Annotated in this window: 11 protein-coding genes; 7 read left to right on the forward strand and 4 right to left on the reverse strand. The window is 57.3% G+C overall.

The window, feature by feature from the left end:
* Window positions 1–58: 58 nt before the first annotated feature.
* Window positions 59–3,316 carry an exonuclease subunit SbcC gene (gene sbcC, locus AC2AXP_RS00760; RefSeq protein ID WP_484381372.1) on the reverse strand — a complete coding sequence of 1,086 codons (3,258 nt, stop codon included), beginning with the start codon at window positions 3,314–3,316 and terminating at the stop codon, window positions 59–61.
* Window positions 3,313–4,539 (reverse strand): exonuclease subunit SbcD, encoded by a 1,227-nt coding sequence (gene sbcD / locus AC2AXP_RS00765; RefSeq protein WP_004954729.1) that lies wholly within the window; start codon window positions 4,537–4,539, stop codon window positions 3,313–3,315. The genes sbcC and sbcD overlap by 4 nt, the downstream gene beginning before the upstream one ends.
* A 211-nt stretch (window positions 4,540–4,750) precedes the next feature.
* On the opposite strand from sbcD, the gene phoB reads away from it, so the two are divergent.
* The 6 genes from phoB (at window position 4,751) to proY (ending at window position 12,345) form a co-directional block, all read left to right on the forward strand.
* Window positions 4,751–5,440: a phosphate response regulator transcription factor PhoB gene (phoB, locus tag AC2AXP_RS00770; RefSeq protein WP_004954725.1), complete on the forward strand. Its 690-nt coding sequence runs from the start codon at window positions 4,751–4,753 to the stop codon at window positions 5,438–5,440.
* Window positions 5,441–5,464: 24 nt separating this feature from the next.
* Window positions 5,465–6,781 carry a phosphate regulon sensor histidine kinase PhoR gene (gene phoR, locus AC2AXP_RS00775; protein ID WP_004954723.1) on the forward strand — a complete coding sequence of 439 codons (1,317 nt, stop codon included), beginning with the start codon at window positions 5,465–5,467 and terminating at the stop codon, window positions 6,779–6,781.
* Between the two features lie 16 nt (window positions 6,782–6,797).
* Window positions 6,798–7,733 (forward strand): PstS family phosphate ABC transporter substrate-binding protein, encoded by a 936-nt coding sequence (locus AC2AXP_RS00780; protein WP_004954720.1) that lies wholly within the window; start codon window positions 6,798–6,800, stop codon window positions 7,731–7,733.
* A gap of 266 nt (window positions 7,734–7,999) precedes the next feature.
* On the forward strand, window positions 8,000–9,106 hold the full coding sequence (locus tag AC2AXP_RS00785) for a cobalamin-independent methionine synthase II family protein (protein WP_004954716.1): 1,107 nt from the start codon (window positions 8,000–8,002) through the stop codon (window positions 9,104–9,106).
* Between the two features lie 448 nt (window positions 9,107–9,554).
* Complete coding sequence (gene brnQ / locus AC2AXP_RS00790) at window positions 9,555–10,874, forward strand: branched-chain amino acid transport system II carrier protein (RefSeq protein WP_039991061.1); 1,320 nt, start codon at window positions 9,555–9,557, stop codon at window positions 10,872–10,874.
* Between the two features lie 70 nt (window positions 10,875–10,944).
* Window positions 10,945–12,345: a proline-specific permease ProY gene (gene proY / locus AC2AXP_RS00795; RefSeq protein ID WP_039991060.1), complete on the forward strand. Its 1,401-nt coding sequence runs from the start codon at window positions 10,945–10,947 to the stop codon at window positions 12,343–12,345.
* 32 nt (window positions 12,346–12,377) lie between these two features.
* Here the strand turns inward: proY and AC2AXP_RS00800 are convergent, their stop codons facing one another.
* On the reverse strand, window positions 12,378–12,647 hold the full coding sequence (locus AC2AXP_RS00800; RefSeq protein ID WP_039991059.1) for a hypothetical protein: 270 nt from the start codon (window positions 12,645–12,647) through the stop codon (window positions 12,378–12,380).
* 132 nt (window positions 12,648–12,779) lie between these two features.
* Window positions 12,780–14,045 (reverse strand): mechanosensitive ion channel family protein, encoded by a 1,266-nt coding sequence (locus AC2AXP_RS00805; protein WP_371902019.1) that lies wholly within the window; start codon window positions 14,043–14,045, stop codon window positions 12,780–12,782.
* A 249-nt stretch (window positions 14,046–14,294) separates the two neighbouring features.
* Between AC2AXP_RS00805 and malZ the strand changes: the two genes are divergently transcribed.
* On the forward strand, window positions 14,295–16,115 hold the full coding sequence (gene malZ / locus AC2AXP_RS00810) for a maltodextrin glucosidase (protein ID WP_484381373.1): 1,821 nt from the start codon (window positions 14,295–14,297) through the stop codon (window positions 16,113–16,115).
* Window positions 16,116–16,126 lie beyond the last annotated feature (11 nt).

Here is a 16,126-nt window from a genome sequence, read left to right on the forward strand (position 1 = left end):
GGCGGCTCAACGTATTTCCGCGTGGACTGCCGCCGCGATCACATTTCCATCCGGCCTGTCAGGGATGTTCCACCTGGTATTGCGCCTCGAGGCGGCTTACTCCCAGCCCGTTGACTTTCTTTACCTTGATCTGCACTGGAATACGTTCTTTCATCGCCTCGACGTGGCTGATCACGCCGATGGTTTTGCCGGAGGCGTTCAGGCTGTCGAGTGCATCCAGCGCGGTATCCAGCGTTTCTGCGTCCAGCGTGCCGAAACCTTCGTCCAGGAACAGAGAATCGATGCTGGTTTTATGGCTGACCAGATCGGACAACGCCAGCGCCAGCGCCAGGCTGACCAGGAAGCTTTCGCCGCCGGACAGGGTGCGAGTATCGCGCAACGCGTCGGCCTGCCAGGTATCCACCACCAGCAATTCCAGCGCGTCGCTGGTTTTGCGTTGCAGCAGGTAGCGGCCATGCAGCCGGCCAAGCTGATTATTGGCCAGATACACCAGATGATCGAGCGTTAGCCCTTGCGCAAACTTGCGGAACTTGTCGCCTTCTTTTGATCCAATCAACTGATTGAGCAGGCTCCAGTCATCGTACTGTTGCTGGCTTTGGGCGATCTGCGCCAGTAGTGCCTGCTGGTCGTTGCGGCGTTGGGCATCGCTTACCAACTGATGGCGCAGTTCGCCCTGGCGGAACTGCAACGTCTTCAGTTGTTGCAGTAATGCCTGATGCTGAGCGGCGAGCGCTTCGCCGTCGCTCCGCGGGTCGGCAAGCGCGTTCGGCTGCTGCTGTTGATGCTGTTCCAGCGTTAGTATCGCCTGTGCCAGCAGCGCGTCAGCCTCGACGCGGCGTTGCTGCAAGTGCTCCTTGTGCTGTTGCAGGCGTTGGCGTTCGGCCTCGTCCAGCAAGGCGGCACTAAAGGCCGTTACATCGCTGAATTCGCTGGCGGCCAATGCCTGTTGCCAGCGCGTCTGCGCATGTTGCAGGCGTTCGGCCAACTGCGCCAGCTGCTGCTGCAACCCGGCCAACTGGCCGGTCAGGCGATCGCGTTGTTCCTGTGCCTGCTGCAAGCGCTCGCTGGCCTGGCTGCTGCTCTGCTCGTCGGCGGCTTGCCGTACCCGCAGGTTTTCGCGCACCTGCGCGACCTGCTGCTCGCCGAACAGCGTCAGCCGTTGCGCACGCAGCGTCGCGTGTTGCTCCTGCGCCTGCTGCCATTGCTGTTGCAACCGTTGTTGCTGGCGTTGTGTTTCAGCGAGGTTTTTTTCCAGCAGGTTGCAACGTTCGTTGAGCAAAGCGCTCTGCTGCTCGGCCTGTTGCTGTTGCGTTTGCAGCGTGACCAACGCGTCCTTGGCCTGCTGTACCGCCAACGCCGCCTGTTCATGCTGGGTCAGCAGTTGGCCGCCTTCACGCTCTTGGTTTTCACATTGCTCCAGCCAGTCGTGCAGACGTTGGCTATCCTGCAAACCGAAACTGAACGCCAGCGTGGCGGTCAATTGCTGCCAGCGCTGCTGATGCGCCGCCAACTGCTGTTCATCCAGGGTGATGGCTTGCTGTTGGCGCTGTAGCTGTTGCCTGAGGCTGTCATGGCGAGCACGCAGCTCAACGCCCTGCTTATAAATGACCTCGGTCTGCGTCTTGATGCCGTCCAGCCGTTGGGCGGTTTCCGACGGTTGCAGCGTTTCATAATGGCCGATCGACGGATGTTTGGTCGAGCCACACAGCGGACAGGGCTCGCCGGGTTGCAGACGACGGCGCTCGGCTTCCAGACTGACGATCTGCTGCTCCAGCCGCAGCGTTTTTTCCACTTCCTGCTCAAGCGATTTTTGCTGTTGATAGAGCAGACGGGCCTGCTCCAGCTGTGGCTCCAACTGGCTCAGTTGCTGCTGACCGTCGTTGAACTCCTGTCGCTGCTGTTGCAGCCGTTGGTTAATCTGTTGGCTCAGCGTCGAGAGGCTATAGAGCTGTTGGCGCGTCGGCCGCAGTTCGCCGAGCTGGCTTAAGCGCTGACGCAGCGTTGCCAGCGGTGTTTGCGCCTCCAGCGCCTGTTGCCGTTGCTGCTGCGCTGCCAGCGCCTGGTTCAGACTAACCGATGTGCCTTGATGCTGTTCCGCCTGCGCCGCCAACTGGCTGCGTTCGGCGTTGATCGTTGCCAGCGTGCGTTGCTGCTGCGCGCACTGCCGTTCGGCATCGTCGAGCGTTTGGCGCAGTTCGTGGCGATTTTTTTCTAGTTGAGCAATCTGGTGATCGAGCGGCACCACCTGCTCATCGATCAGTTGCTGTTGCTGCTGGCGCAGTAACGTCTGTTTTTGTTGCTCGGCTCGCGCTTGCTCCAGCGCCTGCTGCAATGGCACCAAGGTGGCGTTGTGCTGCTGCCGTTGTTGCTCGAGTTGGGCAATCTGTTGTTGCAGCGTCTGATGCTCGCTGTGACAGCGCTGGTGTTCGTTGAACAGCGGTCGCAGTTTCTCTGCCGGTTCGCTGCGCGCCAGCGCTTGCAGCTGTGGTTCAGCCTGGCGCTGTTGTTGCTGCACCTCGCTCAGCCGTTGCTGATATTCCTGCTGTTTGTTCTGCGCCTGCTGCCACTGTTGCAGCCAGTTCAGCGCCTGTTGAACCTGCAGCGCCTGTTGGTTCAGCGCGGCTTCTTCGCTGCGTAATGCGTTGAGCTGGGTTTCCAGCTGTTGGCGTTGTTCATCGTCCAGCAGTGCTATGCCGCTGGCGCGTTGTTGCAGGGCGTCGAGATCCAGCCGTGCCTGTTTATGCTGTTCAAATACCCGTTCTGACAGCTGGCCGTAAATCTCGGTGCCGGTCAGTTCCTCCAGCAGTTCGGCGCGATCGTTGGCATCGGCGTTGAGAAATGCGGCAAACTGCCCTTGCGACAGCATCATTGACTTGGTAAAACGGCCAAAATCCAATCCGGTGATGGCGGCAATCAGCTCCAGCTTGTCGCGCACCTTGTCGGCGACGATCTTGCCGTCGGCCAGCAGTGCCAGCTCCACTTTGGGTGCCTGCAGGTTGCCGTTCGGATCGTTTTTGGCCCGTCGCTGGCTCCAAAAAGCGCGATAGCCGATGCCCTTCACTTCGAATTCCACTTCGGCCAGCGATTCGGCGGTGTGGCGCGTCATCAGTTCGTTTTGGCTGGGGGAAACCTGCAGTCGCGGTGTTTGGTGATACAGCGCCAGGCACACCGCGTCGAGCAGGGTGGTTTTCCCAGCACCGGTCGGGCCGGTAATGGCGAACAGGCCATTGCTGGCAAAGGGTTCGCTGCTGAAATCTATTTTCCATTCACCCTGCAGCGAGTTGAGGTTTTTTAGCCGTAGGCTCAAGATTTTCATGCCGAAGGCTCCTGTTGCTGCACCGCGTCCACCGATTGGCGGAACATTTCACGCATTCGCTCGCGGCGGGGGGCGGCCAACTCGGTTTCCAGCGCTAACCGTCGCTCAAAGACCTCGTTGACGCTCAGTTCGTTCAGCGTCTCTTTGTCCTGGCGGTCAATCACCTGACGGCGCTGTTCTTTGCTGCGTCGCAGCAGCACCACCTCTACCGGCAGTTCATCCGTCAGATGTTGGATGCGCCGCTGGATGTCGCTCAGGTAATCCTGTGTTGCTACCTCGATATCCAGCCATACCGGCAACTCGCCATGATAATCGGCGAACTGCTGCAACTGGCGCTCTATTTGCGGTAAATCTCCCTTGATCAACTGCATCGGCTGAACGCAGGGGATTTCCAGCGGCGTAATTTTACGCAACGCGCCGTCGGCAAAATCCACCATAAACACGCTTTTGGCGTTACCCAACTCGTCGAAACTGAGCGGGATAGGCGAACCGCTGTAGCGGATGTGTTCGCTCTTCGCCACCATTTGCGCGCGGTGAATATGGCCAAGTGCGATATAATCCGCAGGTGGGAAGGCCTGCGCCGGAAAGGCGTCGAGCGTGCCGATATAAATATCGCGCACCGAATCGGAGCTGGTCACGCCAACGGTAGTCAGGTGGCCGGTGGCGACGATCGGCAATGCGCCACCGAGCGCATCACGGCGCGTACAGGCGGCCTGATACAGCGTTTGATAATGCTCGGCAATCGCTTCTTGCAACGCCGCCTGTTTCTGGCTGCCGGATTCACCGGCCCGGCTGAGCAGCAGATCGCGTGGGCGTAAAAAGGGAATCGCGCACAGCACCGCGCCGGGGCGGCCGTCACGTTGATTCAGTATCACGATCTGCCGGTCGAGTTCGCTCTGTGCATTGGCGATCACGGTGGTATTCAAGCAGGATAATAATTCACGCGATTCGTTCAGCGTCGCCACGGAATCATGATTGCCACCCAGCACCACCAATTGGCAGCCGGTGCGCTGCAGTTCCACCACGAAACGGTTATACAGCTCGCGCGCGTAGCTCGGCGGTGAACCGGTATCGAACAGGTCGCCGGCAACGATCAGCGCGTCTACCTGCTGTTGGTCGATCTGTTCAATCAGCCAGCGCAAAAATGCCTGATGTTCGGCGGCGCGGCTTTTGGTGAAGAAGTGTTGGCCAAGATGCCAGTCGGAGGTGTGTATCAGGCGCATGTTTCTACCGTAGCGTAAAAAATGTTGCGATGATTATAAGGGCAGGGAAACAAAAAAGGGTTTTTCTGCACGCTCGAATTTGTCGCTATGCTTAATGGCATTCATAAAGTGACTTTTGCAACGCGGTTTATTTCATAAATCTGTCACAAAACTGACGCATAATGGCGCCCGCAATCAAATTGTGATCGCTAACACATTGGCAGGATTGACGATGGCAAGACGCATACTGGTGGTGGAAGATGAAGCGCCGATCCGTGAGATGGTGTGCTTTGTGTTGGAACAGAATGGTTACCAACCGTTGGAAGCCGAGGATTATGACAGCGCCGTGACGCGCCTGTCTGAGCCGTTCCCTGATTTGGTGTTACTCGACTGGATGCTGCCTGGCGGCTCCGGCATTCAATTTATCAAGCATATGAAGCGCGAAGCGCTGACCCGTGACATTCCGGTAATGATGCTGACCGCGCGCGGCGAAGAAGAAGATCGGGTGCGCGGCCTGGAAGTGGGGGCTGATGACTACATTACCAAACCGTTTTCCCCCAAGGAGCTGGTGGCGCGTATCAAGGCGGTCATGCGTCGCATATCGCCGATGGCGGTAGAAGAGGTGATCGAAATGCAGGGCCTGAGCCTGGATCCTTCTTCACACCGGGTGATGGCCAACGAACTGGCTCTGGATATGGGGCCCACCGAGTTCAAGCTGCTGCATTTCTTTATGACCCATCCAGAGCGTGTTTATAGCCGCGAGCAGTTGCTTAATCACGTCTGGGGCACTAACGTTTATGTGGAAGATCGTACCGTTGACGTGCATATCCGCCGGCTGCGAAAGGCGCTGGAGACCAGTGGTCATGACAAGATGGTTCAAACCGTTCGGGGCACCGGTTACCGGTTCTCAACGCGCTATTAAACGCGCCGTGCTGGAGAACATAACGTGCTAGAACGCCTTTCCTGGAAGAGGCTGGCTTTGGAGCTGGCCCTTTTCTGTTTGCCCGCGCTGTTGCTGGGCCTGATTTTCGGGTATCTGTCCTGGTGGCTGCTGACGGCGGTACTGGCCGCGCTGATGTGGAACTTCTATAACCAGCTCAAGCTTTCGCACTGGCTATGGGTGGATCGCAGCATGACGCCGCCGCCCGGACGTTGGAGCTGGGAGCCGCTGTTCTATGGCCTTTACCAGATGCAGCAACGCAACCGTCGGCGTCGGCGTGAACTGGCCTTGCTGATCAAGCGTTTTCGCAGCGGTGCTGAGTCGTTGCCCGACGCGGTAGTCATGACCACCGAAGAGGGGAATATCTTCTGGTGCAACGGACTGGCTCAGCATTTGCTGGGCTTCCGCTGGCCGGAAGACAATGGCCAGCATATTCTCAACCTGCTGCGTTATCCTGAATTCAGCAGCTATTTGCAACAGCAGGAATTCTCGCGCCCGCTGACGCTGCAACTCAATAATGAACATTACGTTGAGTTTCGCGTCATGCCCTATTCGGAAGGGCAGCTGTTAATGGTTGCCCGCGATGTTACCCAGATGCGTCAGCTCGAAGGCGCCCGACGCAACTTCTTTGCCAACGTCAGCCACGAATTGCGCACGCCGTTAACCGTGCTGCAAGGCTATCTGGAAATGATGAGCGACCAGGAAATGGACGGCTCGCTGCGCAGCAAGGCGCTGAGTACCATGCAGGAGCAGACCCGGCGCATGGACGGGCTGGTGAAACAGTTGCTGACGCTTTCGCGCATCGAGGCGGCGCCGATCGTTGATATGAACGAAAAGGTCGACGTGCCGTTGATGCTGCGGGTGTTGCAGCGCGAGGCCCAGTCGCTGAGCGGAGGTAATCACCAGATTACCTTCCGGGTGAATGACGGATTGAAGGTGTTTGGCAACGAGGATCAACTGCGAAGCGCGGTATCCAACCTGGTGTACAACGCGGTAAATCACACGCCGACCGGCACCCATATCGAAGTCAGCTGGCAACAGACGCCGCATGGCGCGCAGTTCCAGGTCAGCGATAACGGGCCGGGGATTGCCGCCGAGCACATCCCGCGGCTGACCGAACGTTTCTATCGCGTCGACAAGGCGCGTTCCCGCCAGACCGGCGGCAGCGGGTTGGGGCTGGCGATCGTCAAACACGCGCTGGGTCACCACGATGCGCGGCTGGAAGTGCTCAGTGAACCGGGTCTCGGCACACGTTTCATTTTTACCTTGCCTAACCGGTTGATTGTTCCTGCGGCTTTGTCAGAGAATGCGCTGAAACATTAACGCGTGAGGCGAAGTGATGCGATTGTCCCGAGGAGTGTGGCTCTGCCTGGCGCTACTGTTTAGCCAGGGCGTGTCGGCGCAGCCGGGCGGCATGCTGGCGGGCAACCTGTCCAGCGTCGGCTCAGATACGCTGGCCAATCTGATGGCGCTGTGGGGGCAGGATTTCAGTCAACACTATCCCAACGTTAATCTGCAGATACAGGCGGCCGGGTCTTCGACCGCGCCGACGGCGTTGGCTGCCGGGGCCGCGCAGCTGGGGCCGATGAGTCGGCCGATGAAGGCAGCCGAGCTGGCAGCCTTCGAACATCGTTACGGCTACGCGCCACTGGCGGTGCCGGTAGCGGTGGATGCGCTGGTGGTCCTGGTGCATCAGGACAACCCGCTACGCGGCCTTAACCTGCGCCAACTCGATCAGATTTTCTCCGCTACCCGTCGCTGTGGTGAAGCTCAGCCGTTGCAACGCTGGGGTCAGCTTGGCCTGAGCGGTGATTGGGCACAGCGCAGCATGCAGCGCTTTGGTCGCAACTCTGCGTCCGGCACTTACGGTTACTTCAAGCTGCGCGCCCTGTGCGGCGGCGATTTTATGGCGCGGGTGAATGAATTGCCCGGCTCCGCATCGGTGGTGCAGGCGGTGGCCGGATCGCTTAACAGCGTGGGGTATGCCAGTATTGGTTTCCGTGCCAGTGGCGTGCGTTTGCTGCCTTTGGCCACCCGCGGCGAGGATTACATTGCGCCGACCGAAGACAACGTGCGCAACGGCAGTTATCCGCTGGCCCGTTATCTCTATATTTACATCAATAAAGCACCTAACCAGCCGCTGGAACCGCTCACCGCCGCGTTTCTCGATCGGGTATTGTCCGAGCAGGGGCAAAACCTGGTGAACCATGACGGCTACCTGCCGTTACCGCCAACCACGTTGCATAAAACGCGTAGCCTGCTGGGGCTGGAATAAGCCTCGATCCGCCGGCGACGATCGTTACGGCGGCGGGCTAGCAATAAACGACGATTCCTCTGCCAATCTCCGATGCGACAAATCAAAGTGAATTTTCTTCAATGCCGATGAAAATTTTTCCGTTGCCGTTCTACTTGGTACGTGACAGGATTAATTCGGAAGTTTAGACGTCTGGATGTCTGTTTGTAACCCGGCGTAATAATTCAATCTGTAAATCATTAAAGCGAGCGGTTGTAAGCGCTTGTCTGTCACTGGGAGTCAAAATCATGTGCGAATGTCACCACGCTTTTCACGCCGACGTCGTCGGTAGCCTGTTGCGCCCTGCGGCGCTAAAAACCGCGCGCCAGCAGTATCAGCGTGGCGAAATCGATGCCGCCGCGCTGCGTACGGTGGAAGACGAGCAGATTCGTCTGGCAGTTGATGCACAGCGGGCACTTGGTTTGGCGGTGGTTACCGACGGTGAGTTTCGCCGGGCATGGTGGCATTTTGATTTTCTGGAAGGTCTGAACGGCGTAGAAGGCTACGATGCCAACCAGGGCATCCAGTTCAACGGAGTGCAAACCAAAGCGCGCAGTATCAAAGTGGTGGGTAAACTGGGCTTTAACCCACAGCACCCGATGTTGGCAGATTTTCGTTATTTGCAGACGATTGCCGGTGACGCAGTACCGAAGATGACCATTCCCAGCCCGAGCGTGCTGCATTTTCGCGGCGGCCGTCAGGCGATCGACAGCCAGGTCTACCCGCAGCTGGATGCGTATTTTGCCGATTTGGCGCAAACCTATCGTGACGCCATCGCGGCATTTTATGCAGCCGGCTGCCGTTATTTGCAGTTGGATGACACGGTGTGGGCGTATTTATGCTCCGAGGATCAACGGCGCCAGATCCGCGAACGTGGCGAAGATCCGGATCAATTGGCGCGGATTTATGCCGATGTGCTGAATGCGGCGATCGCCGACAAGCCGCAGGATCTGACCATTGGTCTGCACGTGTGTCGTGGCAACTTCCGCTCAACCTGGATTTCAGAGGGCGGTTACGAGCCGGTGGCGGAGATCCTGTTCGGCCAGGTGAATATCGATGCCTTCTTCCTGGAATATGACAATCAACGTTCCGGCGGGTTCGAACCGCTACGCTTTATCAAGCCGGGCCGCCAGCAGGTGGTATTGGGGCTTATCACTACCAAAAACGGTGAACTGGAGAACCCTGAGCAGGTGAAGCAACGGCTGGAGGAGGCCGCGCAGTTTGTCGACCGCCGTCAACTGTGCCTCAGCACACAATGCGGCTTTGCCTCGACGGAAGAGGGCAATAGTCTGAGCGAACAGCAGCAGTGGGACAAGCTGCGTAGCGTGGTTAACATTGCCGGGCAGGTTTGGTAAGCGCGGAAAGATGCGTTAACACCGCGCGAAAAACCGTCATTAAATGGCATTTGCGCGCGGCGAGACGGTATTTGTTTCACGTTTTGTGAGTCGGTTGATTAAAAATGATACAAATCATGTAGGGCATATTTCCATATGACCGACATGATCGACTGGCGGTGAAAGATTGTCTGGTCAATAGCTCTGCTTTTTATCGTACGTATTGCCTTTTGGCGCTATAAACGATTTACTTACCCTCCGTTGTTGGATGAATCCTCCATTTTATAACTTCTAAAACTCGCCAAACATCAACAGTGGTTACTTCTGCATTAAGGATGAAACGCCGGGAGTTGTGCGTTTTTCGACCTTGTTGCGCTGTGATGTCATGGCATGCCGACAACCGGATGGGGGCGCTACGCCGCCATGCTAGCGAACTTTTTTTTCATTTGAACAGGCAACACGACATCGTATGAGTCATCGTTTAACGTCAAGAGATATTCTGGCATTGGGGTTTATGACCTTTGCCTTATTCGTCGGCGCCGGGAATATCATTTTCCCGCCGATGGTAGGTTTGCAGTCTGGTGAACACGTCTGGACCGCGGCACTCGGCTTCCTGATTACCGCCGTGGGCCTACCGGTGATGACGGTGATCGCGCTGGCGCGAGTTGGCGGCGGTATTGACGCCCTCAGTTCGCCAATCGGTCGCAAAGCCGGTTTACTGTTGGCCACCGTCTGCTATCTGGCCGTCGGCCCGCTATTCGCCATTCCGCGTACCGCAACCGTTTCTTTCGAAGTGGGCATCGCACCGTTGACCGGTGACGGCGCTACGCCGCTGTTTATCTATAGCGTGGTCTATTTTGCGCTGGTGGTGGCCATCTCTCTCTATCCCGGGCGACTGCTTGATACCGTGGGCCATATTCTGGCGCCGCTGAAGATCGTCGCACTGGGCGCGCTGGGCGTTGCTGCACTGCTGTGGCCGGCAGGCTCGCCGGTTCCCGCTATCGACATCTATCAAAACGTGCCGTTCTCCTCGGGCTTCGTCAATGGCTATCTGACCATGGATACCCTGGGTGCGATGGTCTTCGGTATCGTGATAGTCAACGCCGCGCGTTCGCGTGGGGTGAAGGACGCCGGACTGCTTACCCGTTACACCATTTTCGCCGGTCTGATCGCCGGTATCGGCCTGACGCTGGTTTACCTGAGCCTGTTCAAACTGGGCTCCGGCAGTGGGGTGCTGGTACCTGACGCCACCAACGGCGCGGTGATCCTGCACGCTTACGTGCAAAATACCTTCGGTAGTCTGGGCAGTTTCTTCCTGGCGGCGCTGATTTTCATTGCCTGTATGGTTACCGCGGTGGGCCTGACCTGCGCCTGTGCGGAATTCTTTGCGCAATATCTGCCGTTTTCCTACAAGACGCTGGTGTTCATTTTGGGTCTGTTCTCGATGCTGGTGTCCAATCTCGGTTTGAGCCATCTGATCCAGATTTCCATTCCGGTGCTGACGGCCATCTATCCGCCGTGCATTGTACTGGTGGTATTGAGCTTCACGCTGCGGATGTGGCACAGTGCACCGCGTATTGTCGCGCCGGTGATGCTCATCAGCCTGTTGTTTGGTATCCTTGACGCCGTGAAGGCATCCAGCTTCCAGCACCTGCTGCCGGCGTGGAGCACGCATCTGCCGCTGGCCGAACAGGGACTGGCCTGGTTGCCGCCGTCGATGTTGATGCTGGTCTTGGCCGCCATTTACGATCGGGTATGTACGCGCGCTGAAGTTACCGTGCATCAATAACCGAGCGGTCAGAATTTTGGGCCACGGACTTGTCCGTGGCTTTTTTGCGTATAAGAAGACAGGTCTTTAAATGCAACAGGAAACACCCTCTACCCCACCGGCCAATAAGCTCAAGCGTGGCCTCAGTACGCGTCACATTCGTTTTATGGCGCTCGGCTCGGCGATTGGCACCGGGCTGTTTTACGGCTCGGCGGACGCTATCCGCATGGCTGGCCCCAGCGTACTGCTGGCGTATCTGATCGGCGGTATTGTCGCGTTCATCATCATGCGCGCGCTGGGCGAGATGTCGGTCAACAATCCGCAGGCCAGTTCGTTTTCGCGCTATGCGCAGGATTATCTTGGCCCGATGGCCGGTTATATCACCGGCTGGACCTACTGTTTTGAAATTCTGATTGTCGCCATTGCCGACGTTACCGCGTTCGGCATTTATATGGGCGTCTGGTTCCCGGAGGTGCAGCACTGGATTTGGGTATTGAGCGTGGTGCTGATCATTGGCGCCATCAACCTGATGAGCGTCAAGGTGTTCGGTGAACTGGAGTTCTGGTTCTCGTTCTTTAAAGTTGCCACCATTATCATCATGATTGCAGCCGGTATCGGCATCATCGTCTGGGGTATCGGCAACGGAGGGCAGGCCACCGGCATCCACAACCTGTGGAGCAATGGCGGCTTCTTCAGCAACGGCTTTATCGGCATGATCCTGTCGCTGCAACTGGTGATGTTTGCCTATGGCGGCATTGAAATTATCGGTATTACCGCCGGGGAAGCCAAGGATCCGAAGAAGTCGATCCCGAAAGCCATCAACTCGGTACCGTGGCGTATTCTGGTGTTCTACGTTGGTACGCTGTTCGTGATCATGTCGATTTACCCGTGGAACCAGGTGGGAACCAACGGCAGCCCGTTCGTGCTGACCTTCCAGCACATGGGGATCACCGTCGCTGCCGGCATCCTCAATTTTGTGGTGATCACCGCCTCGCTGTCGGCGATTAACAGCGATGTGTTTGGCGTGGGCCGCATGCTGCACGGCATGGCCGAACAGGGCCATGCGCCGAAAATGTTCAGCAAGGTGTCCAAACGCGGCATTCCGTGGGTCACGGTGGTGGTGATGATGGCGGCGCTGCTGATTGCGGTCTATCTCAACTACATCATGCCGGAAAGCGTATTCCTGGTAATTGCATCGCTGGCCACCTTTGCCACCGTCTGGGTCTGGATCATGATCCTGTGTTCGCAGATCGCTTTTCGTCGCAGTTTGAGCAAAGAGCAGGTCAAGAAGCTGGAGTTTCCGCTGCGTGGTGGGGTGTTCACCGCGGTGATCGCCATCGTGTTCCTGGTGTTCATCATTGGTCTGATCGGCTACTTCCCAACCACCCGCGTGTCGCTGTACGCCGGCCTGGTGTGGGTGGCGTTGCTATTGGCTGGCTACTACTTCAAGGTCAACCGCCAGAAAAAGCGCGCGCAGTTGGCGCAGGACTAACTCTCAAACACCGGCCTTGTGCCGGTGTTTTTTTAGCGCTGCCGTTCTGCCTCGTCGTCACTGCCAGAGATGCGTGCTTCGGTCGCCAGTGCGCCATCATACAGGCTGCTTTCTTCTTCGTCGTCGCGCGCACAGCGCGACAACGCTTCGCGGATATCCTGCATATTGCTGCTTAACGCGCTCAGCGCCGGCTGCAAGGCGCTGCTCATACGGGCTTCGTCCAGCCTGGCGCTGTGCAGACAGCCGACAAACAGCAGGGTTGACAGCATGATCAATAAACGGTGTTTAAGGCGTTTCAGCATTGGCGTATCTCCTGCAATGGGCTTGCCTGCCCGCATTAACGCCGTTTTAATCGTAGATGGGAAGAGGTGGGAGATATTTACTGGCAATCAGAGCAGAATAATTACCAGTGGAAATTATTTCGTCAGTTGAGGTCAGGAAACGTCGCTGCCTGTATGCCGTGGATTCAGCATGCTGCGCATATCGTTGCCGGTCGGCGTTTGGTGAATGCGCAGATCAAACTCACCGATCACCGCCAGAATATGGTCAAAGATATCCGCCTGAATACTTTCGTATTTTGCCCAGACCGTGGTGTTGGTAAACGCGTAAATCTCCAGTGGCAAACCTTCCGGGGTCGGTGCCAGTTGGCGAACCATCAGCGTCATTTCCTGGTGAATATCCGGATGGGCGCGTAAATAGGCTTCCAGATAGGCGCGCAGCGTGCCGAGGTTGGTCAAGCGGCGGCCGTTAAGCGGCGAGCTGAGATCCCACTGTTTTTGCCGATTGTATTCATTCAGTTCCTGCGCCTTGCCGTTCAGGTACTGTAGCAGCAGCGGGTTGCGGTTAAGCCGTTGCTGCTCCTGTTCAGACAGGAAATGTACGCTGGTGGTGTCGATATTAATGCTGCGCTTGATGCGGCGCCCGCCGGACTCAGACATCGAGCGCCAGTTTTTGAACGAATCCGAAATCAGTGCGTAGGTGGGGATGGTGGTGATGGTATTGTCCCAGTTGCGCACTTTCACCGTGGTCAGACCGATGTCGATGACCGCGCCGTCGGCGCCGTATTTAGGCATCTCCAGCCAGTCACCGATCTTCAGCATATCGTTGGCAGACAGTTGAATGCCCGCCACCAGACCGAGGATCGGATCCTTGAACACCAACATCAGTACGGCGGTCATCGCACCCAGGCCGCTTAACAGTAACAGCGGCGATTTGCCCATCAGCAGTGACACAATCGCGATGCCGATCAGGATAGCCGCAACCAGTTTGATCCCTTGGAAAATCCCGCGCAACGGCAGTTGATTGGCAACTGGGCTCTGGCGCAGCATCGCCAGCAGGGTATCGAGCAGCGAAAACAGCGTCAGCAGCACAAAAGCCAGTATCCATACCTGGGCGGCGGTAACGATGAACGCCTGCGTCTGGCTACCGTTATGCAGCCACAAAATAGCCTGCAGGTTGATGATCACCCCTTGCAGCAACAGCGCCGCACGCTGAAACAGTTTGTGCTGCGTTAGCGCCTGTTGCCAGACTCGCTGCGACTGCTGGCCGCGGCGTTGAATGGCCGCCAGCACCACCCGGTGCAGCACCAGATGAATAACTACCGAGATCAGGACGATCAGCCCCAGTACCATAACCAATGACATTACATCGGTGAACTCGATGCCAAATTTCCCCAGCCATTGGGCAATCCGCTGTTGCATTCCCGCTCCTTAAAACATGTCCGAAAAAAATCCAATACACTTATAAGACGTTAGCCTAAGGGCCATCAGAACCAATGTGTAGCTGTTTACCTTTTTTTACATTGGGTTAGGTTAACACAACTCGGGCTCCACCCCCCGGCTCCACCCTGATTTTAGGCTGAAAAGAGGAGGGGGAATTGCACTCAACGTGGCATTGTTCGCGCCAGTGGACAATGTCGTCGATTTCGTTTGGTACAGTAGGAGAACAGTATGCTTGACGCCTGGCATCAACCGGTTCCACCTTTTGTGGTCAAAAAGGGACAACGCCTGGATATTACCCTGTGGTTACAGGGTGACGATCTGCCTAAACAGGTGTTTCTGCGGGCCGAACCTGACAATGAAGAATGGCTGCTGGAGATGAAAGCGCGTGCGGTGGATGGCCGGCAGCGCTATCAGGCCAGCCTGCCGCTGAACGAGGGGGAGGCGACGCGCCGTTATTGCTTCAAATTGCTGTGGCAGGATCGCCAGCGGTGGTTTGGACCACTTGGCTGGTCGCTGATGCCGATCGGTCAGTTGACGCAATTCGCGCTGGAGGAACCGGACAGCGGCGCAGGCTGGGTGGCCGATCAGCTGTTTTATCAGATTTTCCCCGATCGGTTTGCCAGCAGCGGCGCCGCGTATAACCTGCAGAGCGGCAGTTATTACCATCATGCGGCGGGTACCGAGGTCATTCGCCGTGACTGGCAGCATCCGCTAGAAGCACAGCATGATGCGTCAACCTTTTACGGCGGCGATCTGGACGGTATCGTTCAGCGGTTGCCCTACCTGAAACGCCTGGGGGTTACCGCGCTGTACCTTAACCCGATTTTCAAGGCGCCGAGTGTGCACAAGTACGACACCGAAGACTATTATCAGGTTGATCCCCATTTCGGCGGCAATGCCGCGTTTCGCCGCCTGCGAGTAAGCACTCACAAGGTGGGAATGAAACTGCTCCTGGATGGGGTGTTTAATCACACCGGCGACTCGCATCCGTGGTTCGATCGCCATCAGCAAACGGAGCAGGGAGCCTGCCATCACCCTGACTCTCCCTACCGTAACTGGTTTAACTTTTACCCGGACGGTACCGCGTTGACCTGGAAAGGTAACGCCAGTCTGCCGAAGCTGAACTATGCCGAACCTGCGGTGGCACGCGCAATTTATGGCGATGAAGACAGCGTGGTACGCCATTGGCTGAAACCGCCGTACCGCATTGACGGCTGGCGTTTGGACGTGGTGCACATGCTGGGGGAAAACGGCGGTGCCTGCGGTAATCTGCAGCACCTGGCTGGCATCCATCGGGCCGCTCGCGAGGTGAACCCTCATGCCTACATCATGGGCGAGCATTTTGGTGACGCTCGCCGCTGGCTGCATGCCGGGGTGGAAGATGCGGCGATGAACTACATGGGCTTTGCGTTACCACTGCGCGGATTTCTCGCGGGTCTGGACGTCGCATTGCAGCCACTGAAGCTGGACGCGGCTGAAACCGCCCACTGGATGGATAGCTACCGTGCCGGCCTGCCGCATAATCGCCAGTTGATTATGTTTAACCAGCTAGACAGTCACGATACGCCGCGTTTCCTGACCCTGTTGGGCGGTAATCTGCCACGTATGCAGATGGCGGCGGTCTGGCTGATGAGCTGGATAGGGGTGCCTTGCCTGTATTACGGCGACGAAATTGGTTTGGACGGTGATAATGACCCATTCTGCCGTAAACCGTTCCCGTGGGATGAGAGCCAGTGGAACCACACACTGCTGAATCTGTTCCAGCGGATGGCGGCATTGCGTAAAAAGAGCAAGGCGCTGCGTCGTGGAGGTTGTCAGGTGCTGTTCGCGCACGGCGAAACGCTGGTGTTTGTACGTACTTACCAGCATGAACGGGTATTGGTGGCGCTGCAGCGCGACGCCAGCAACCATGAAATAGCGCTGCCCTACAGTCCGCTGTTGCCGCCGGGAGATTGGCAGCGGCAGGAAGGACTGGGGGATATGCAGTCTTGCGACGACGGCGTGGTGCTGCGATTGGCTGAGCAGTCGGTGACGCTGTGGACCTTATAGCATCAGGCGCT

Source organism: Serratia sp. Sp408 (assembly GCF_057180665.1).

Coding starts and splice junctions, on each gene's coding strand:
- proY (WP_039991060.1), top strand. CDS start 10,945: ATGCAACAGGAAACACCCTCTACCCCACCGGCCAATAAGCTCAAGCGT.
- sbcD (WP_004954729.1), bottom strand. CDS start 4,539: ATGCGCCTGATACACACCTCCGACTGGCATCTTGGCCAACACTTCTTC.
- AC2AXP_RS00805 (WP_371902019.1), bottom strand. CDS start 14,045: ATGCAACAGCGGATTGCCCAATGGCTGGGGAAATTTGGCATCGAGTTC.
- AC2AXP_RS00800 (WP_039991059.1), bottom strand. CDS start 12,647: ATGCTGAAACGCCTTAAACACCGTTTATTGATCATGCTGTCAACCCTG.
- phoB (WP_004954725.1), top strand. CDS start 4,751: ATGGCAAGACGCATACTGGTGGTGGAAGATGAAGCGCCGATCCGTGAG.
- brnQ (WP_039991061.1), top strand. CDS start 9,555: ATGAGTCATCGTTTAACGTCAAGAGATATTCTGGCATTGGGGTTTATG.
- AC2AXP_RS00780 (WP_004954720.1), top strand. CDS start 6,798: ATGCGATTGTCCCGAGGAGTGTGGCTCTGCCTGGCGCTACTGTTTAGC.
- AC2AXP_RS00785 (WP_004954716.1), top strand. CDS start 8,000: ATGTGCGAATGTCACCACGCTTTTCACGCCGACGTCGTCGGTAGCCTG.
- sbcC (WP_484381372.1), bottom strand. CDS start 3,316: ATGAAAATCTTGAGCCTACGGCTAAAAAACCTCAACTCGCTGCAGGGT.
- malZ (WP_484381373.1), top strand. CDS start 14,295: ATGCTTGACGCCTGGCATCAACCGGTTCCACCTTTTGTGGTCAAAAAG.